The organism is Leisingera sp. ANG49, assembly GCF_059694505.1.
This window is the reverse complement of sequence record NZ_JCATZN010000004.1, coordinates 221,777-240,767: the sequence shown is the minus strand read 5'-3', so window position 1 is coordinate 240,767 and position 18,991 is coordinate 221,777. Positions and strand designations below refer to the sequence as shown.

The following is an 18,991-nucleotide window of genomic DNA, read 5'->3' as shown; positions in this document are numbered from 1 at the left end:
GAACGTCATGACCAAATTTGATGCCGCATGGGTCAAGGCCGAGGAAAACAAGCGCAAGTGGATGGCCGAAAATGGTCTCTATTCCGAAGAGGAAGAGCATTCCTCCTGCGGCGTGGGCCTGGTGGTTTCGGTTGACGGCAAGAAAAGCCGCAAGGTGGTTGAGGCCGGCATCGACGCGCTGAAGGCGATCTGGCACCGCGGCGCGGTGGATGCCGACGGCAAGACCGGCGACGGCGCGGGCATCCATGTGCAGATCCCGGTTCCGTTCTTCTATGACCAGATCCGCCGCACCGGCCACGAGCCGCGCCAGGATGAGCTGATGGCGGTGGGCCAGGTGTTCCTGCCGCGCACCGATTTCGGCGCCCAGGAGCGCTGCCGGACCATCGTCGAGACCGAAGTTCTGCGCATGGGCTATTCCATCTACGGCTGGCGCCATGTGCCGGTGGATGTGACCTGCCTGGGCGAGAAGGCCAATGCGACCCGCCCCGAGATCGAGCAGATCCTGATTTCCAACGCCAAGGGCGTGGACGAGGAAACCTTTGAGCGCGAGCTTTATGTGATCCGCCGCCGGATCGAGAAGGCCGCCAATGCGGCTGCGATCTCGGGCCTGTACATCGCGTCGCTGTCCTGCCGTTCGATCATCTACAAGGGGATGATGCTGGCTGAGCAGGTGGCGGTGTTCTACCCTGACCTGATGGATGAGCGCTTTGAGTCCGCCTTTGCGATCTATCACCAGCGCTATTCCACCAACACCTTCCCGCAGTGGTGGCTGGCGCAGCCGTTCCGCATGCTGGCGCACAACGGCGAGATCAACACGCTGAAGGGCAACCTGAACTGGATGAAGAGCCATGAAATCCGCATGGCGTCGGCGACCTTTGGCGACTATGCCGAGGACATCAAGCCGATCGTGCCGGGCGGTGCCTCCGACTCTGCCGCGCTGGACGGGGTGTTCGAGGTTCTGGTGCGCGCGGGCCGTTCGGCGCCGATGGCGAAAACCATGCTGGTGCCGGAAAGCTGGTCCAAGCAGGCGGTGGAGCTGCCGCAGGCCTGGCGCGACATGTATTCCTACTGCAACTCCGTGATGGAACCCTGGGACGGCCCGGCGGCGCTGGCGATGACCGACGGCCGCTGGGTCTGCGCGGGCCTGGACCGCAACGGCCTGCGCCCGATGCGCTATGTGGTGACCGGCGACGGGCTGGTGATTGCAGGCTCCGAAGCGGGCATGGTGCCGATTGACGAGGCATCGGTGGTCGAGAAGGGCGCCCTGGGTCCGGGCCAGATGCTGGCCGTGGACATGGAGAAGGGCAAGCTGTTCCGCGACACCGAGATCAAGGACAAGCTGGCGCGGGCGCTGCCGTTCGGCGACTGGGTCAAGCGGATCAACGATCTGGACGCGACCCTGGCCCAGGTGACCGAGCAGCCGCTGTTCAGCGGCGAAGAACTGCGCCGCCGCCAGGTTGCGGCCGGCTATTCCATCGAGGAGCTGGAGCAGATCCTGGCGCCGATGGCCGAGGACGGCAAGGAATCGCTGGCCTCTATGGGCGATGACACCCCGTCTGCGGTGCTGTCCAAGATGTACCGCCCGCTGAGCCACTTCTTCCGCCAGAACTTCTCCCAGGTGACCAACCCGCCGATCGACAGCTTGCGCGAATTCCGGGTGATGTCGCTGAAGACCCGCTTCGGCAACCTGAAGAACGTGCTGGACGAGGACAGCAGCCAGACCGAGATCATTGTGCTGGAGAGCCCGTTTGTCGGCAACGCTCAGTGGGACAAGCTGGTGGAGCAGTTCAACGCGCCGCTGGCAGAGATCGATTGTACCTTTGAACCGGGCCGCGGCTCGCTCAATGCGGCGCTGGCGCGGATCCGGGCCGAGGCCGAGGAGGCGGTGCGTTCCGGCGCCGGCCATATCGTGCTGACCGACCAGTATTCGAATGCGGACAAGGTGGCGGTGCCGATGATCCTGGCCACCTCTGCCGTGCATTCGCATCTGACCCGCAAGGGGCTGCGCACCTTCTGCTCGCTGAACGTGCGGTCCGCGGAGTGCATCGACCCGCATTATTTTGCGGTGCTGATCGGCTGCGGCGCCACCGTTGTGAACGCCTATCTGGCTGAGGATTCGCTGGCCGACCGTATCGAGCGCGGGCTGCTGGACGGCAGCCTGACCGAGAACGTCGCGCGCTACCGCGAAGCCATCGACCAGGGTCTGTTGAAGATCATGGCCAAGATGGGGATCTCGGTTGTGTCCTCCTACCGCGGCGGGTTGAACTTCGAGGCCGTTGGTCTGTCCCGAGCCATGTGCGCCGAGTTTTTCCCGGGCATGACCTCGCGCATCTCCGGCATCGGTGTGACCGGCATCCAGACCAAAGCAGAGGAAATCCACGCCAAGGCCTGGAAGGCGCCGGAAGGCATCCTGCCGATCGGCGGTTTCTACAAGGCGCGCAAGTCGGGCGAGACCCACGCCTGGGAAGCCACCAGCATGCATATGATGCAAATGGCCTGTAATAGAGCCTCATATGAGCTGTGGAAGCAGTATTCGGCGAAGATGCAAAGCAACCCGCCGATCCACCTGCGCGATCTGTTGCAGATCAAGCCGCTGGGCAAGGCGGTACCGATTGAGGAAGTGGAATCGATCACCTCGATCCGCAAGCGGTTCGTGACTCCGGGCATGTCGCTGGGCGCGCTGTCGCCCGAAGCGCACAAGACGCTGAACGTGGCGATGAACCGGATCGGCGCCAAGTCCGACTCCGGCGAGGGCGGCGAGGATCCGGCACACTTCGTGCCTGAGCCGAACGGCGACAACCCGTCTGCGAAGATCAAGCAGGTGGCGTCGGGCCGCTTTGGAGTGACCGCGGAATACCTGAATCAGTGCGAAGAGCTGGAGATTAAGGTGGCCCAGGGTGCCAAGCCCGGCGAGGGCGGCCAGCTGCCGGGGATGAAGGTCACCGACCTGATTGCCCGCCTGCGCCACTCGACCAAGGGCGTGACCCTGATTTCGCCGCCGCCGCACCACGACATCTACTCGATCGAAGACCTGGCGCAGCTGATCTACGACCTGAAGCAGATCAACCCGCGCTGCAAGGTGACGGTGAAACTGGTGGCGTCCTCCGGCGTTGGCACCATCGCCGCGGGCGTGGCCAAGGCGAAGGCCGACATCATCCTGATCTCCGGCCACAACGGCGGCACCGGGGCGTCGCCTGCGACCTCGATCAAATATGCGGGCCTGCCGTGGGAGATGGGCCTGACCGAGGCGCATCAGGTGCTGGCGATGAACAACTTGCGCGACCGGGTGACGCTGCGCACCGACGGCGGCCTGCGCACCGGGCGTGACATCGTGATGGCGGCCATGCTGGGCGCCGAGGAATACGGCATCGGCACCGCGGCGCTGATCGCCATGGGCTGCATCATGGTGCGCCAGTGCCAGTCCAACACCTGCCCGGTGGGTGTCTGCACCCAGGACGAATCCTTGCGCGCCAAGTTCACCGGCAGTGCGGACAAGGTGGTGAATCTGATCACCTTCTACGCTCAGGAAGTGCGTGAGATCCTCGCCTCCATCGGCGCCCGTTCGCTGGATGAGGTGATCGGCCGGGCCGACCTGCTGGCGCAGGTGTCGCGCGGTTCTGCCCATCTGGATGATCTGGACCTGAACCCGCTGCTGATCACCGTCGATGGCTCCGCCAATATCGTCTACAATCGCGACAAGGACCGCAACGCGGTGCCGGATACGCTGGATGCGGAGATTGTGCGCGACGCCGCCCGCTTCCTGCAGGACGGCGAGAAGATGCAGCTTTCCTATGCGGTGCAGAACACCCACCGCACCGTGGGCACCCGCACCTCCAGCCATATCGTGCGCAACTTCGGCATGCGGAATTCGTTCCAGCCGGACCACCTGACGGTCAAGCTGCAGGGCTCTGCCGGCCAGGCGCTGGGCGCCTTTGCGGCGCCGGGGCTGAAGCTGGAAGTGTCGGGCGATGCCAACGACTATGTCGGCAAGGGCCTGTCGGGCGGCATCATCGTGGTGCGCCCGCCGCAGGTAAGCCCGCTGGTGGCGAGCGAGAACACCATCATCGGCAACACCGTGCTGTACGGCGCCACCGACGGCCACCTGTTTGCGGCCGGCCGCGCGGGCGAGCGTTTCGCGGTCCGCAACTCCGGCGCCAAGGTGGTGATCGAGGGCTGCGGCTCCAACGGCTGCGAATACATGACCGGCGGCGTTGCGGTGATCCTCGGCTCGATCGGTGCCAACTTCGGCGCGGGCATGACCGGCGGCATGGCCTATCTCTATGATCCTGAGGGCAAGGCCGAGAGCCTGATGAACATGGAATCCCTGGTCACCTGCCCGGTCACCGTGGCCCATTGGGAAGCAGAGCTGAAAGGCCTGATTGCCCGCCACCTGGATGAAACAGGAAGCCGCAAGGCCGCGGAGATCCTGCAGCACTGGGAGAGCGAGAAGGCGAACTTCCTGCAGGTCTGCCCGAAGGAGATGCTGGACAAGCTGCCGCATCCGGTGATGCAGGAGCAGGCAGCTGTTCCGGCGGAATAAACCGGGTTAGAGACGGAAAGCTGAACCCCGCAGGCAATAGCTTGCGGGGTTTTCTTTTTGGCGGTTGGTTACCGGGGGCATGCTGGCCTATAGAGAGTCATGGCGAAGGCAGTTGCAAAAAAGAAGAAATCAAAAGGCAGCAAGAAGGCGGCGAGGCTGAAGGTCCAGCCCGTTCGCTGGCTGCGGCGCTGGGCATTGCGGGCGGTGCTGGCTGTTGCGGCAGTGTTCCTGCTGCTTGTCCTGCTCTATTCCGTGGTGAATCCGCCGATCACCCATACCATCTGGGCCGAGCAGCGCCGTCTGGGCGAGGTGGACCGGATGTGGGTGCCGCTGGAAGAGATCTCGCCCGAGCTGGCGCGATCTGTCGTTGCCGCGGAGGATGCGCAGTTCTGCCGCCATTGGGGATTTGACGCCCGCGCCATTCAGGCCGCGATCGAGGCGGGCGGCAGCCGCGGCGGTTCGACCATTTCGCAGCAGGTGGTGAAGAACGTGTTCCTGTGGCAGGGCCGCAGCTGGCCGCGCAAGGTGCTGGAGACGCTGCTGACCCCGGCGGTGGAGATCGTCTGGAGCAAGCGGCGTATCCTGGAAGTCTATCTGAACGTGGCCGAAATGGATGAGGGCGTGTTTGGCGCCGAAGCCGCGGCGCGCAAGTATTTCGGGGTGGGGCCGGATGAGCTGAGCGCCCGGCAGGCGGCGCTGATTGCCGCGGTGCTGCCCAATCCCAAGGAGCGGTCGGCCCGCAAACCGTCAAACTTTGTCCAGCGGCGGGCGCGGCAGATCCAGGACGGGGCGGCCACCATTCGCGCAGACGGGCGGGCGGATTGTTTCGAGGATTGAATCTTTCCCCCGCCCAAGGCATTGCTGAAACAACCGTTGTAAGTTTTCTGGAGACCCCCTGTAGCCATGGCGCGCCTGTACCACGTTCCCCTGTCCCCCTATTGCCGCAAGGTGCGGTTGTCGCTGGCAGAGAAGAAGATCGAGGTTGAGCTGGTCGAGGAGCGCTATTGGGAGCAGGATCCGGATTTCCTGCGCCGCAACCCGGCCGCCAAGGTGCCGGTGATCCGGCTGGACGGCCAGATGATGGCCGAAAGCGCTGCGATCTGCGAGTACCTGGAGGAGACCCGCCCCGAGCCTGCGCTGATGCCCAAGGATGCCGAGGGCCGCTATGAGGTGCGCCGCCTGGTGAGCTGGTTCGACGACAAGTTCCACCACGAGGTGACGTCGAAACTGCTGTATGAGCGGGTGAACAAGAAGATCACCGGCGAGGGCTATCCCGACAGCCGCAACGTCAAGGCCGGCGCCAAGGCGATCAAGTACCATCTGGATTACATGGCCTGGCTGCTGGACCATCGGCGCTGGCTGGCGGGGGACATGATGACGCTGGCGGATTTTGCCGCCGCGGCGCATCTGTCGTCGCTGGATTACATTTCGGATGTGGACTGGAACCGCTCGGCGGTGGTCAAGGACTGGTACGCCAAGATCAAGTCGCGGCCTGCGTTCCGCTCGATCCTGGCCGATCAGGTCCCGGGCTTTAGGCCGCCGCCGCATTACACCGATCTGGATTTCTGATATCTATCGGGTTAAGGGGCGCTGCCCCCGCGGCCCGATGGGCCGCTCCCCCGGAGTATTTTGGGAAAGATGAAAGACGGGTCCGGCATCAAGGAAAAACTGGTGGCGCAGGCGCTGGCGGAGGGGTTTGTGTCCTGCCGGATCTGCCGGCCCTGGGATGTGCCGCAGGTGCCGGGGCGGCTGCAGGCGTTTCTGGACGCCGGCTATCACGGGCAGATGGGCTGGATGGCGGAGCGCACCCATTGGCGCGGCGACCCGGCGCAGCTGTGGCCGGAGGCGCGGTCGGTGATCATGCTGGCCGAAAGCTACACACCTGAGGAGGACCCGATGGCGGTGGTGGGGCAGGCGGACCGCGGCGCGGTGTCGGTCTATGCCCGGAACAAGGATTACCACGACCTGGTCAAGAAGCGGCTGAAGCGGCTGGCGCGCTGGCTGATTGGTGAGGCCGGAAAGGACTGCGAGGTCAAGGTTTTTGTCGACACCGCTCCGGTGCCGGAGAAGGCGCTGGGACAGGCAGCCGGACTGGGCTGGCAAGGCAAGCACAGCAACCTGGTGAGCCGGGATTGGGGCAATTGGGCCTTTTTAGGCTCTGTTTTTACCACGCTGGAGCTGCCGGCGGATCAGGCAGAGCCGGACCGCTGCGGATCCTGCCGGGCCTGCTTGGACAGCTGTCCGACCGATGCCTTTCCGGCGCCCTATCAGGTCGATGCGCGGCGCTGCATTTCCTACCTGACTATTGAGCACAAGGGGCCGGTGGACGAAGAGCTCCGCGGCAAGCTGGGCAACCGGATCTATGGCTGCGACGACTGCCTGGCGGCCTGTCCCTGGAACAAGTTTGCGGTGGCGGCCAGCGATATGCGCTATGCCGCGCGCGAGGAACTGAAGGCGCCGAGGCTGGCAGAGCTCGCGGTGCTGGATGACGCAGCGTTCCGGGAAAAGTTTTCCGGCTCGCCGATCAAGCGCATCGGGCGCAACCGCTTTGTGCGCAATGTGCTGTATGCGATCGGCAATTCCGGGCTGGTGGAGCTGCGGGAGGTGGCGCAGGGGCTGGCGGAGGATCCGGATCCGGCGGTGGCCGATGCGGCGCGGTGGGCGGTTCAACGGCTTTCATGACGCAAACAGGATGGACGGGCCGCAAATAGGCGTTACACCCGGTCCGGCGAACAGAGTTTGAGAGGGCTGGGCATGGCGTTGCTGCTGGGAGTGGACACGGGCGGAACCTATACCGATGCGGTGCTGATCCGCGACGAGAAGGAGGTGATCGCCTCGGCCAAGTCGCTGACCACGCGCCAGGATCTGGCGATTGGCGTTGGCGGCGCGATCCGGGCGGTGCTGGAGCAGTCCGGGGTGAAGCCGCAGGAGGTGTCGCTGGCGGCGCTGTCGACCACGCTGGCGACCAATGCGCTGGTCGAGGGCCAGGGCGGCCGGGTGGCGCTGATCTATATCGGCTTTAAGGAGGATGATCTCGACCGGCACGGGCTGCGGGACGCGCTGAAGGGCGATCCGGCGCTGGTGATCGCCGGCGGCCATACCCACGCTGGCAGCGAGGCGGCGCCCTTGGACACGGAGGCGCTGGAGCTGTTCCTGCGCACCGAAGGCCAGGGGGTGACGGGTTTTGCGGTTGCCAGTGTCTTTGCCACGCGCAACCCGGCGCATGAGATGGAGGCGGCGCGGATCATTCACGAGATGACCGGCGCGCCGGCCACCTGCTCGCACCAGCTGTCGGCCAAGTTGAACGGGCCCAAGCGCGCGGTGACGGCGGTGCTGAATGCCCGCCTCATCGGGATGATCGACCGGCTGATCGGGCGGGCGCAGGACACTTTGCGCGATCTGGGGATTGAGGCGCCGATGATGGTGGTGCGCGGTGACGGCGCGCTGATGAGTGGTGAGCAGGCGCGGGAGCGGCCGATCGAAACCATCCTGTCCGGCCCCGCTGCCTCGATCGTCGGCGCGCGCTGGATGACCGGGGTGGATCATGCGCTGGTCAGCGACATCGGCGGCACCACGACGGATGTGGCGCTGATCAAGGACGGCAAGCCGGCGATTGATCCCGCCGGCGCCCGGGTCGGGGCGTTCCGCACCATGGTGGAGGCGGTGGCGATGCGCACCACAGGCCTGGGCGGCGACAGCCAGGTGCATTTGAACACCAGCGGGCTAGCCGGCGGGCTGACCCTGGGGCCGCGGCGGGTGGTGCCGGTCTCGCTGATTGCCACCGATGCGCCGGAGGTGGTGCATGCAGCGCTGGACGAACAGCTGCGCAATACTACAGTGGGCGAGTTTGACGGGCGCTTTGTGCGGGCGGTGCCGGGGGTGCCGGTGGCGGGGCTCAGCGAGCGTGAGGCCGGGCTGCTGGCGCGGATCGGGATGCAGGTGCACCCGCTGGGCCAGATCCTGCGCACCCGGATGGAGCATGGCTCGCTGGGCCGGCTGGTGGACCGCGGTCTGGTGCAGGTCAGCGGCGTGACGCCCTCGGATGCCAGCCATGTGCTGGGCCGGGTGGAGGCCTGGGACCGGGAGGCGGCGGAAAAGGCGCTGACGCTGTTTGCCCGCCGCCGGGTCGGCACCGGCGACATGGTGGCAAAAGACGCCGGAACCCTGGCGCAGATGATCATCGATCAGCTGACCGAACAGACCGCTTTGACGTTGCTGGAGTCTGCCTTTGCCGAAGAGGCCGAGGATTTCGGTCTGCCTGCGGATCAGCTGGCGCGGCATGTGCTGCTGCAAAAGGGGCTGGCGAAACACCGCGGGCTGCTGGCGCTGGATGCGTCGATGAATGTGGATGTGGTGGGGCTGGGTGCCTCTGCCCCCGGCTATTACCCGGCGGTGGGGGAGCGGCTGCATTGCAACATGATCCTGCCGGAGCACGCCGGCGTGGCGAATGCCATTGGCGCGGTGGTGGGCCGGGTCACCATGCGGCGCAGCGGCACCGTGACCTCTCCGTCCGAGGGCAAATACCGGGTGCATCTGGAGAGCGGGCCGGTGGATTACCAGGCTTCAGACGAGGCGCTGACTGCGCTGGAGGCGGCGCTGGCGGGTGAGGCCCGCGGCGCGGCGGAAGAGGCCGGCGCCGAGGACATCCACGTGCATGTGGAGCGGGATATCCGCACCGCGCAGGTGGAGTCGCGGGAGGTGTTTGTCGAAGGCACGCTGACGGTGGAAGCCAGCGGGCGGCCGCGGGTGGCGCACGCCTAGGCATCAGCGCGAGGGACACCGCAGCAAAAAGCCCCGCCGGAGTGCAGCGGGACTGAAAGCGCTGTGTTAGAGCCTATTCTGCAGCAGCGCCGCGTTTCGGCAGCACCCAGTCGGGGCGTGCGAAATGGCAGGTGTAGCCAGTGGGCAGCCGCTGAAGGTAGTCCTGATGCTCGGGCTCTGCCTCCCAGAAATCGCCCGCGGGTTCGACTTCTGTCACCACCTTGCCGGGCCAGAGGCCGGAAGCGTTGACATCGGCGATGGTGTCCTCGGCTACGGCTTTCTGGGTCTCGTCCGTGTAGTAGATCGCCGAGCGGTAGCTCATGCCCAGATCGTTGCCCTGGCGGTTCAGCGTGGTCGGGTCGTGGATCTGGAAGAAGAACTCCAGCATCTCGCGGTAAGACGTCACTGCCGGGTCGAAAATGATCTCGATCCCTTCGGCATGGGTGCCGTGGTTCCTGTAGGTGGCGTTGGGCACGTCGCCGCCGGTATAGCCGACGCGGGTGCTGATGACGCCGGGGCGCTTGCGGATCAGTTCCTGCATGCCCCAGAAACAGCCGCCTGCCAGGACGGCGCGTTCGGTGGTGCTCATTTCACGACCTCCACTTGGTTGATGTAGGCGCCATAGCCCTCGGCCTCCATGTCGTCCAGATGCACAAACCGCAGCGAGGCGGAGTTGATGCAATAGCGCAGGCCACCGCGGTCCAGCGGCCCGTCCGGGAACACATGGCCCAGGTGGCTGTCGCCATGGGTGGATCGGACCTCGGTGCGGATCATGCCGAGGGAGCGGTCCTCCAGCTCCTGGATGTGCGCGGATTCGATCGGCTTGGTGAAGCTGGGCCAGCCGCAGCCGGACTCGTATTTGTCGGAGGAGGCAAACAGCGGCTCGCCGGAGACGATGTCGACATAGATGCCCGGCTCCTTGTTATAAAGCAGCTTGCCGGTGCCGGGGCGTTCGGTGCCCGCATTCTGGGTCACATAGAACTCTTCCTCGGAGAGGGCGGCAACGGCGTCCGGGTTCTTGAAGTATTTGGTCATGGTGTCCTCCCGCCTGTTCGCGTTGCTGCAGAACATGGGGTCTGGAGGCGCAAATGCAAAGCCCTGTTACAAGCGGCTCGCAAAGCCGTGTGCTGTCCGGCAAAATGGCCTGCGTGATGGCGGTATTCCGGGTATGATTGCGGTGGCGGGAACAGGAATAAGGATTTTGTTATGCGGTTTCTCCTTTCCCTGGCGGCTGTTTTGCTGGCAGGTGCCGCTGCAAGTGCCGCACCGGTGGGCGGCAGCTTTGCGTCCATCGACGGTGGCGAGATCCGGCTGGAGGAATTCCGCGGCCGGCCTGTGCTGGTGGTGAACACGGCGTCAATGTGCGGCTTTACAGGCCAGTATGCGGGGCTGCAGAAGCTCCATGACACATACCAGGCGCGGGGACTGGTGGTGCTGGCGGTGCCCTCGGATGATTTCAATCAGGAGCTGGCAAGTGCGGAAGAGGTGAAGGAATTCTGCGCCGTGAACTACGGGCTGACCCTGCCGATGACGGATATCACCCGGGTCACCGGCCCCGGCGCGCATCCGTTTTACCAGGCGGTGCGGGCGGAAACCGGTTTCGAGCCGGGCTGGAATTTCAACAAGGTGCTGGTTGCGCCGGACGGCTCTGTCGCTGGCACCTGGGGATCGGCGGTGAAACCGGGTTCCGGCCGGATCGTGGACGCTGTCGAGGCTTACCTGCCCTAGGCGGCGAAGGCCCCGGCCAGTTCCGCGGGCAGGGTGAACTCGCTCAGCACCCGGGCGCGGGCCCCGGCCGACATCTTGCGGGCGGTTTTCTCGACGATGCGCTGGACCTTGTCCGCCGGGTGTTTGGCGGCGAAGGGTTCAAAGTACCATTTCAGGAAGACAAAGCAGATGATGTCCTCCAGCGCCTGCACCTGGTCGTCGCGCTTGATGCCCTCCTTGCGCAGCATCTTTGCGGCGGCGTCCGCATCCTCTGCGCCGTAGCCTGCCTCCTGCATCAGGGCGGTGACCACCTCGGCGTGGTGCTCTGCCTCGGCCTTACGCCAGGCGAGGTAGCCGGCACGGCCTTCGGGGAAGGCGCTGCGCTCCAGCTTCCAGCGCTCCACATGCTGGCCGCGGGCGGCGATCTGCAATGGCTCGGCTGCGTCCGGGAACAGGCGTTGCTGCTCCGCGCTCATCCGCTGGCCATAGAGCAGCGCGGCGGGCTGGCCGTTCTCCAGGTTGGGGTCCTTGGCGTTGGCGGCGTCGATGGCGTCCAGCACTTGGGATAGTTGCGCGCTCATGCCGCGTCCTCCTGCTTGTGTCATTGCGGATCAGGTTACGGCGGAAACGCAAGGACTTGCAACGGGCCTGCGCCGCGGCAGCGGCGCCGGGCCCAAGGAGCAGGGACGGGTGTCAGCCCGGCTTTGCCGCGCGGGAGGCCCCGGTGTGCGGATGCGCGGGCTGGCGGGAGAGTTGCACCGCCAGGATGCCGCCGGTGACGATGGCAACGCCCAGCACGTCGAGGGGGCCGAGTTTCTCGCCCAGCAGCACGCTGGCAACGGCGACGCCGAATACCGGGTTCAGGAAGTGGAAGGTGGCGGCGCGCACCGCACCGATGCGGTTCAGCAGCAGCACCCAGATGAAGGTCGCCATCAGGCCCGGCACGATGGTGGTGTAGGTGAAGGCCGCGGCAAGCCGCCAGGTGGGGTTCACAAAGATGTCTTCTGTGATTGACGCGGCCGCAAACAGGATGGCAGAGCCGATCAGCATCTGCAGCCCCACCACCATCATGAAATTGCCGCCGGACGTGGCGCCGCGCAGGGCGAGGGTGGCGGCGGTGAGCGCCAGCACGCCGATCACGCAAAGGAACACGCCGAACAGGTCCACTCCGGCGCTGAGCCGGGTGCCCATGATCAGGGCAACGCCCAGGATGCCTGCCAGCAGCCCGGCATAGCCCAAGGGCCGCTGCCGCTCGCCGAACAGCATCCAGCCGGCCAGGGCGACCAGCAGCGGCATGGTGGAAGCGATGATCGCGGCCAATGAGGCCTCGATCCATTGCATGGCGACGAAGTTAAGGCCGAGATAGAGCGCGTTCTGGCAGAGGCCGAAGATCACTGTGGCGCGCCACTGGCCGTGTGTCAGCCGCCAAGTCTGGCCCATGGCGCGGGCGATGGCGACACCGATCAGGCCGGAGATCAGGAAGCGTACCGCCAGCGAGAACAGCGGCGAGGCGTCCTGCACGATGATCCGCGCCGAGGTGAAGGCCGAGGACCACATCAGGGCAAAGGTCAACCCCATGGCTATTGCGCGTGCGTCCATTGTCCCAACCCTTTCTGCTGCGGCGGACCTTCGGGGAAGCGGGCGGCGGGTTCAACCCCTGTCAGCTGAGGCGGGCTGCAAAGATCTGCCAGCTGGCGGCGCCAAAGGCGGCGGCAAACACCGCCTCGAACCCGCGGCGCAGGCGGATGTAGACGCGGCTGGCGGCGGCGCTGGAGAACAGGATCGCGTAGCCGTGGAAGGCCAGCGTGCTTTGCACCGCGATGGCGGCGATCACCACCAGCAGCGCTGAGGGTTCGGTGCCGGGTGGGATGCCGATGGCGTAGAGAGAGCCGAAGAACAGGATCGCCTTGGGGTTGGTCAGATGCAGCGCCAGCCCCTTGGCGTAAGCCGCGCGCAGGGAGGGTGCTGCAGAGGGGCGCAGTTCCGGGGCGCCGGAGCGCAGGGCAGAGCGGGCGGAGCGGACCGCCAGATACATCAGGTAGGCGGCGCCGAAATAGCGGACAACCTCGAATATCCAGGCATTGGCCAGCATCACCGCGCCCAAGCCAAATGCGGCAGAGACCGACCAGATCAGCGAGCCGCTGCTGACGCCGGCCGCCAGTGCCAGCCCGGCAGCGCGGCCGCGCTGCATGGCGGTTCCGGCGATGGTCAGGGTGGCAGGGCCGGGGCTGGCGCCGGCCAGCAGCGCAGCCCCCAGGATCAGTATCAGGTTCACATCACTCATGCGGCGGCCCTCCTCCCGGCTTGCAGGCAGGGTGCGCCTGATGCGGTGCATTGGCAAGCGGCATCGCTGCGGCGGCGGGCGAACTGTTGATCCGCGTGGCGCCGGCAAATGAAAAGGGCCGCCCGCGTGGGGCAGCCCTGTAACCGTCCGGATCAGGTCCGGTATCAGCCGTTCACGCTGTCTTTCAGCGCTTTGGCGATGGTCATTTTCACCACCTTGTCGGCTTCTTTGGTGAACTTCTCACCGGTGGCCGGGTTGCGCACTTCGCGCTCGGGGCGCTCGCGGCAGTAGATTTTGCCGACGCCCGGCAGGGTCACGGCGCCGCCGCCCGACACTTCGCGGGTGATCAGCGAGCAGACCGCTTCCAGTGCGGAACCTGCGACTTTCTTGTCGCTGCCCATTTCCTCTGCCAGAGCGGCAACAAGCTGGGTTTTGGTCATCGGTTTGGACATTCTTCGTCTCCTTAAACTGCCCGAACTGTGGGGCCTCATCGCGTGACATTATCGTTATGTTGTATGATAACACAACTTCTTGTGTGCTCCGCACAGTCCAAAATGGGCATTTTTTCTAGGAAAACTGCAAAAAACCACCCTACAGGAAGGCAGTTTCGTCGAACGAGCGCAATTTCCGGCTGTGCAGACGCTCCAAAGGCATGCCGCGCAGGCGTTCCATAGCTCTTATGCCGATTTGCAGATGGCGCGCAACCTGGGTCCGGTAAAAGTCCGAGGCCATGCCCGGCAGCTTCAGCTCTCCGTGCAGCGGCTTGTCGGAAACACACAGCAGCGTGCCGTAGGGCACCCGGAAGCGATAGCCGTTGGCGGCGATGGTGGCGCTTTCCATATCCAGCGCAATGGCGCGGGACTGCGACAGGCGCTGCACCGGGCCGGATTGGTCGCGCAGCTCCCAGTTGCGGTTGTCGATGGTGGCGACAGTGCCGGTGCGCATGATCCGCTTGAGGTCGAACCCTTCGTATTCGGTGACCTCGGCGACCGCCTCCTCCAGAGCGACCTGGATTTCCGCCAGCGCGGGGATCGGGGTCCAGATCGGCAGGTCGTCGTCCAGCACATGGTCCTCGCGCAAGTAGCCATGCGCCAGCACAAAATCCCCCAGCGCCTGGGTGTTCCGCAACCCCGCGCAGTGGCCGACCATCAGCCAGGCATGCGGGCGCAGCACCGCGATGTGGTCGGTGGCGGTCTTGGCGTTGGAGGGGCCAACGCCGATGTTGACCAGGGTGACGCCGTTCCCGTCCTCCCGTTTCAGGTGGTAGGTGGGCATCTGCGGCAGCTTGCCGGCCGCCGGGATCACAGCGGCGGGATCGGCGATTTCGTGATCGCCGGTGCTGACAAAGCTGGTGTAGCCGCTGTCCGGGTCTGCCAGCTGGGCGCGGGCGTAGGCCTCGAACTCCGCCACATAGAACTGGTAGTTGGTGAACAGAACATGGTTCTGGAAGTGCTCGGCGCTGGTGGCGGTGTAATGGCTGAGCCGGGCCAGCGAATAGTCGATGCGCTGGGCGGTGAACAGCGACAGCGGGCCGGTTCCATTTGGGGGCTGATAGGTGCCGTTGACGATGTCGTCATTGGTGGTCGACAGATCCGGCACGTCAAACACATCGCGCAGGGTGAAACCCGCGGCGCCGTCCTGCGGCACGGTCAGGTCCGGGCGCGAGGCAACCGCGAAATGCACCGGGATCGGGGTGTCCGAGACGCTGATGGTGACCGGCTGGCCGTGATTGCGGATCAGCAGGGTGATCTGCTGGATCAGGTAGTTGCGGAACAGGTCCGGCCGCGTCACCGTGGTGGCATAGGTGCCGGGTGCGGAAACATGGCCGAAGCTGAGGCGGCTGTCCACCTGGGCAAAGGTCAGGGTGGAAAACCGGATCTCCGGGTAATAGGCGCGGATGCGCTGGTTGTCCGGGGCGCCGTCGGCCATTGCGCGGATGAACTCATCGCACAGGAAACCGGTGGCCTGATTGTACAGCAGCTCCAGCCGGTCCACGGCCTCGGTTGCGTCGTTGAAGCTTTCGTCCGGCGGATGGCCGGGGTGTTTTGTTGTTATCATTGGGCAGGCTCGATCACCGGGATTTTCTGGAAAGTGCGCACATCGACAAGGCCAAGGTCGGAGATCCTGAGTTCCGGGATCACCACAAGCGCCAGGAGCGAGTGCTGCATGTAGGCGTTATTGAGCGCGCAGCCGCAGGCCTGCATCGCCTCCATCATCACCTGCGCCTTGGCGGCAACCTCGGTGGCGGGGCTGTCGGACATCAGGCCGGCAATCGGCAGCTCGACCAGCGCCAGCTCCTGCCCGTCCTTGTAGAGGGTGATGCCGCCGCCCGCCTGCGCAAGCCGGTTGGCTGCCAGCGCCATCTGTTCGCGGTCGGTGCCGACCACGATCATATGGTGGCTGTCGTGCGCCACGGTGGAGGCCATCGCCATCTTGCCCTGGTAGCCGAAGCCCGAGACAAAGGCGTTGGTGACGCCGCCGGTGGCGCGGTGGCGCTCGACCAGGGCGATCTGGCAGACATCGCCGCTGCCCTCGACCAGCCCGTCGACCACCGGCAGCTCCGCGCGCAGCGCCTTGGTCGGGGCCTGGTTTTCGACCACGCCGATCACATTGGCAGTGACCGCATTGGCGCCCTCCGGCGCGGCGAGTTCGAAGTCTTTGGCGGTCAGCTCATGCCCCAGATGCACGGTGCCGCGGGCGCTGGCGGGCCAGTCGTAATGCGGGCAGTCCACCTTGATAGAGCCTGATTCCGCCACGACCTGGCCGCGGGCAACCACCACCTCGATCGGCAGCTCCGTGAGGCTGGAAGTGAGGATCACATCAGCCCGGCGGCCGGGGGTGATGGAGCCGATCTCCCGTTCCAGCCCGAAATGGGTGGCGGTGTTGATCGTCGCCATCTGCAGCGCCACAACGGGATCGCAGCCGCAGGCGATGGCGTGGCGCACTACCCGGTTCATGTGGCCGTCGTTGACCAGCGTGCCGGAGTGGCAGTCATCGGTGCAGAGGATGAAGTTGCGCGGATCCAGGCCCTTCTCCGTCACCGCGGTGATCTGGCTTTCGACGTCATACCAGGCAGAGCCCAGCCGCATCATCGACCGCATCCCCTGGCGCACCCGGGCAATGGCCTCGGCCTCGCAGGTGCCTTCGTGATCATCCGCCGGGCCGCCCGCCACGTAAGCCGCGAAATCCGGGCCGAGGTCGGGAGAGGCATAATGGCCGCCCACGGTCTTGCCCGCGCGCTGGGTCGCGGCGATTTCGGCCAGCATCTTGGGGTCGGCGTTGGCAACCCCGGGGAAGTTCATCATCTCGCCCAGACCAATGATGCCCGGCCAGTTCATCGCCTCTGCCACATCTTCGGCAGAGATTTCATAACCGGTTGTCTCCAGCCCCGGCGCAGAGGGCGCGCAGCTAGGCATTTGGGTGAAAATGTTGACGGGCTGCATCAGCGCCTCGTCATGCATATAGCGCACCCCGTCCAGGCCCAGCACATTGGCGATCTCATGCGGGTCGGTGAACATCGAGGTGGTGCCATGCGGGATCACCGCACGGGCAAATTCCGCGGGCGTCAGCATGCCGGACTCAATATGCATATGCGCGTCGCACAGGCCGGGGATCATGTAGCGGCTGTTTGCCTCGATGATCTGGGTCTCCGGCCCGGTGCAATAGGAGGCATCCGGCCCGACATAGGCGATGCGGCCCGCCTTGATCGCAATATCATGATCCGGCAGCTGTTCGCGGGTGTGGACATTGACCCAAATGCCCTGGCGGATCACTGTGTCGGCGGGCGCGCGGCCTGCGGCTACTTCGATCAATTGCGGGGCGGTGTCGGGCCAGCTCGGGAAAATGTTATCTGACATAATCCAATTGTTCCGATTGCGGGCGGGAAGGCAAGCGGATTGCTTGCAATGCCATCAAAGCTTCACCGTAGCGGTGGAAAGGCGCCGAAGGCTGACGCATTTGGCATTGCCGCGGGGAGGCGTCCGGGGAAGACTGTGGGTATGGATTATGACACAACAGACGCGGACAGTTTCGGCCGCTCCCTGCGCGGGATCGGTCTCAATCTTCTGGTGCGGGATGTTCCGGCAGAGATTGCCTTTTTAGAGACTGTTTTCGCCATGAAGGGCCATCAGGTGACGCAGGATTTTGCCATCGTCACCTATGGCGGTCAGGTGTTTCAGCTGCACAGCGACGGCACCTATGCGGAAAATCCGCTGCTGGGGCTGCTGCCGGAAAACCCGCCGCGCGGGGCCGGGATCGAAATCCGCCTGTATGATACTGACCCGGATTCTGCCGTCGAACGGGCAGAAGCGGCGGGGGTCACCGTTCTGCAAGCGCCGACGGACAAGCCGCATGGCCTGCGCGAGGCCTATATCCTGTGTGAAAACGGCTATGCCTGGGTGCCGAGCCGGCCCAAGGGGTAACCTGCGGGAATTCCTCCCCTTTCCCCCTGACGAAGGCCGGTCCATGCTGGGCGGAACCTTTTGGATGCCGTGAGGGACCGCTGATGCACGCCATTGCCGACACAACCGCCCTGGTCGACGAGGGGGTGCTGACCCCCGATCAGGCCCGGACCATCGAGGCGCGATCCCGCGAGGCGATGGTGTCGCTGGCGGTCAACGCGATCCTGTGTTTCGGGATCATCGCGGCCACCGCCGGCTTCATCTTTTGGCTGGCCGATCCGCTGGCGGTGGCAGTGACCGGCATCCTGATGCTGGGCGGCGGATTGGCGGTTCTGGCCCGCGGCGGCGAGACGCTGCGGATGTTCGGCAATTCCGCCACCCTGATCGGCGCGGGCATGCTGATGGGCGGTGCGGGAATTGAGCTGGTCGACAAATACGAGGACATTGCCGGCTGGGTGATGCTGCCCGCCGGCGCGCTGGTGGCGCTGATCTGCACCTGGCGCTGGCGGCACGGGGCCTGGTCTGCGGGCTTTGTGCTGGGGGCCATCCTGCTGATGGGGCTGGCAATGCATCTGGCGGGAATCGAGCTGCTGCTGCAGCAATACGGCGTCGGCTCACCGCTGCGGAACCTGGCGCTGCTCTATTATGCAGCCGCCCTGGCCCTGGCTGGCTGGCAAGTGGATGTGCGCTTTGTCACCGCGCTGGCGATTGCGCCCTTTGCGCAGATGCTGGAGACCGGCACCAGTTATTTCCATGCGGCCTATGTGTTCTATTCGCCGGAATCGACGCTGACGATCCTGCAAATGGTGCTGCTGATCGTGCTGTGCGTCTGGGGTGCGGCCCGGCTGGCAGAGCGCGACGCCCGGCATCTGCGCATTCTGGCGATCCTCGGATTCGTGGTGGCAAACCTCTGCGCTTTGGTTGGCTCGCTGTGGGGCGATGTTGTCGGCGAGACCGTCTGGGGGCCGGGACGTTACAGCGATGGTTACGAGGACTGGGAGAGCTACTCCGCCGCGCGCGACACCTTCCGCGACGGTGCGCTGTTCATTTCTGAGAACGTCTATTCTGTATTGTGGGCAGCTGTGCTGGCGGCGGTGATCTTCTGGGCGGCGCAGCGGCACCAGCGCGGGCTGTTCAACGCGGCACTGACCTTTGCCGCGATCCATGCCTACACGCAGATGTTCGAGTCTTTTGCGGATGAGCCGCTGGGCTATGTGATTGGCGGTCTGGCGGCGATCCCGCTGGCCTGGGGCCTGTGGCGGCTGAACCAGTGGATGGCGGCCAAGCAGGTCTGAGCTT

Annotated in this window: 16 protein-coding genes; 8 read left to right on the top strand and 8 right to left on the bottom strand. The window is 65.2% G+C overall.

Annotated features, from left to right (window positions below):
* The first annotated feature begins 7 nt into the window (after positions 1 to 7).
* The 5 genes from gltB (at position 8) to AC58NV_RS15035 (ending at position 9,301) form a co-directional block, all read left to right on the top strand.
* On the top strand, positions 8 to 4,540 hold the full coding sequence (gene gltB / locus AC58NV_RS15055) for a glutamate synthase large subunit (protein WP_497227846.1): 4,533 nt from the start codon (positions 8 to 10) through the stop codon (positions 4,538 to 4,540).
* A 99-nt stretch (positions 4,541 to 4,639) separates the two neighbouring features.
* On the top strand, positions 4,640 to 5,377 hold the full coding sequence (mtgA, locus tag AC58NV_RS15050) for a monofunctional biosynthetic peptidoglycan transglycosylase (protein WP_497227845.1): 738 nt from the start codon (positions 4,640 to 4,642) through the stop codon (positions 5,375 to 5,377).
* A gap of 66 nt (positions 5,378 to 5,443) precedes the next feature.
* Positions 5,444 to 6,109 carry an FtsZ-binding protein FzlA gene (gene fzlA, locus AC58NV_RS15045; protein ID WP_366660345.1) on the top strand — a complete coding sequence of 222 codons (666 nt, stop codon included), beginning with the start codon at positions 5,444 to 5,446 and terminating at the stop codon, positions 6,107 to 6,109.
* A 69-nt stretch (positions 6,110 to 6,178) separates the two neighbouring features.
* Complete coding sequence (queG, locus tag AC58NV_RS15040; RefSeq protein WP_497227844.1) at positions 6,179 to 7,222, top strand: tRNA epoxyqueuosine(34) reductase QueG; 1,044 nt, start codon at positions 6,179 to 6,181, stop codon at positions 7,220 to 7,222.
* A gap of 72 nt (positions 7,223 to 7,294) precedes the next feature.
* Positions 7,295 to 9,301: a hydantoinase/oxoprolinase N-terminal domain-containing protein gene (locus AC58NV_RS15035; protein ID WP_497227843.1), complete on the top strand. Its 2,007-nt coding sequence runs from the start codon at positions 7,295 to 7,297 to the stop codon at positions 9,299 to 9,301.
* 73 nt (positions 9,302 to 9,374) lie between these two features.
* Here AC58NV_RS15035 and msrA read toward each other — a convergent pair whose 3' ends face one another.
* Together msrA and msrB are read right to left on the bottom strand one after the other, a co-directional pair.
* Positions 9,375 to 9,890, bottom strand: coding sequence for a peptide-methionine (S)-S-oxide reductase MsrA (gene msrA, locus AC58NV_RS15030; protein WP_497227842.1), 516 nt, complete (start codon positions 9,888 to 9,890; stop codon positions 9,375 to 9,377).
* Complete coding sequence (msrB, locus tag AC58NV_RS15025) at positions 9,887 to 10,336, bottom strand: peptide-methionine (R)-S-oxide reductase MsrB (RefSeq protein ID WP_366660339.1); 450 nt, start codon at positions 10,334 to 10,336, stop codon at positions 9,887 to 9,889. Before msrB ends, msrA begins: the two co-directional genes overlap by 4 nt.
* Positions 10,337 to 10,507: 171 nt before the next feature.
* Here msrB and AC58NV_RS15020 point away from each other — a divergent pair, with 171 nt between their 5' ends.
* Positions 10,508 to 11,029, top strand: coding sequence for a glutathione peroxidase (locus tag AC58NV_RS15020; protein WP_497227841.1), 522 nt, complete (start codon positions 10,508 to 10,510; stop codon positions 11,027 to 11,029).
* Here the strand turns inward: AC58NV_RS15020 and AC58NV_RS15015 are convergent.
* The 6 genes from AC58NV_RS15015 to ade form a co-directional block, all read right to left on the bottom strand.
* On the bottom strand, positions 11,026 to 11,589 hold the full coding sequence (locus AC58NV_RS15015; RefSeq protein ID WP_497227840.1) for a DUF4202 domain-containing protein: 564 nt from the start codon (positions 11,587 to 11,589) through the stop codon (positions 11,026 to 11,028). The genes AC58NV_RS15020 and AC58NV_RS15015 overlap by 4 nt on opposite strands.
* 112 nt (positions 11,590 to 11,701) lie before the next feature.
* Positions 11,702 to 12,607 carry a DMT family transporter gene (locus AC58NV_RS15010; protein WP_497227839.1) on the bottom strand — a complete coding sequence of 302 codons (906 nt, stop codon included), beginning with the start codon at positions 12,605 to 12,607 and terminating at the stop codon, positions 11,702 to 11,704.
* Positions 12,608 to 12,668: 61 nt separating this feature from the next.
* Complete coding sequence (locus AC58NV_RS15005) at positions 12,669 to 13,292, bottom strand: LysE family transporter (protein ID WP_497227838.1); 624 nt, start codon at positions 13,290 to 13,292, stop codon at positions 12,669 to 12,671.
* Positions 13,293 to 13,456: 164 nt separating this feature from the next.
* On the bottom strand, positions 13,457 to 13,744 hold the full coding sequence (locus tag AC58NV_RS15000; protein WP_019297532.1) for an HU family DNA-binding protein: 288 nt from the start codon (positions 13,742 to 13,744) through the stop codon (positions 13,457 to 13,459).
* Positions 13,745 to 13,883: 139 nt separating this feature from the next.
* Positions 13,884 to 15,350, bottom strand: coding sequence for an AMP nucleosidase (locus AC58NV_RS14995; RefSeq protein ID WP_497227837.1), 1,467 nt, complete (start codon positions 15,348 to 15,350; stop codon positions 13,884 to 13,886).
* Complete coding sequence (ade, locus tag AC58NV_RS14990; protein ID WP_497227836.1) at positions 15,347 to 17,149, bottom strand: adenine deaminase; 1,803 nt, start codon at positions 17,147 to 17,149, stop codon at positions 15,347 to 15,349. Before ade ends, AC58NV_RS14995 begins: the two co-directional genes overlap by 4 nt.
* A gap of 141 nt (positions 17,150 to 17,290) precedes the next feature.
* Between ade and AC58NV_RS14985 the strand changes: the two genes are divergently transcribed.
* Together AC58NV_RS14985 and AC58NV_RS14980 are read left to right on the top strand one after the other, a co-directional pair.
* On the top strand, positions 17,291 to 17,713 hold the full coding sequence (locus AC58NV_RS14985) for a VOC family protein (protein ID WP_497227835.1): 423 nt from the start codon (positions 17,291 to 17,293) through the stop codon (positions 17,711 to 17,713).
* Between the two features lie 83 nt (positions 17,714 to 17,796).
* Positions 17,797 to 18,987: a hypothetical protein gene (locus AC58NV_RS14980; protein WP_497227834.1), complete on the top strand. Its 1,191-nt coding sequence runs from the start codon at positions 17,797 to 17,799 to the stop codon at positions 18,985 to 18,987.
* Positions 18,988 to 18,991 lie beyond the last annotated feature (4 nt).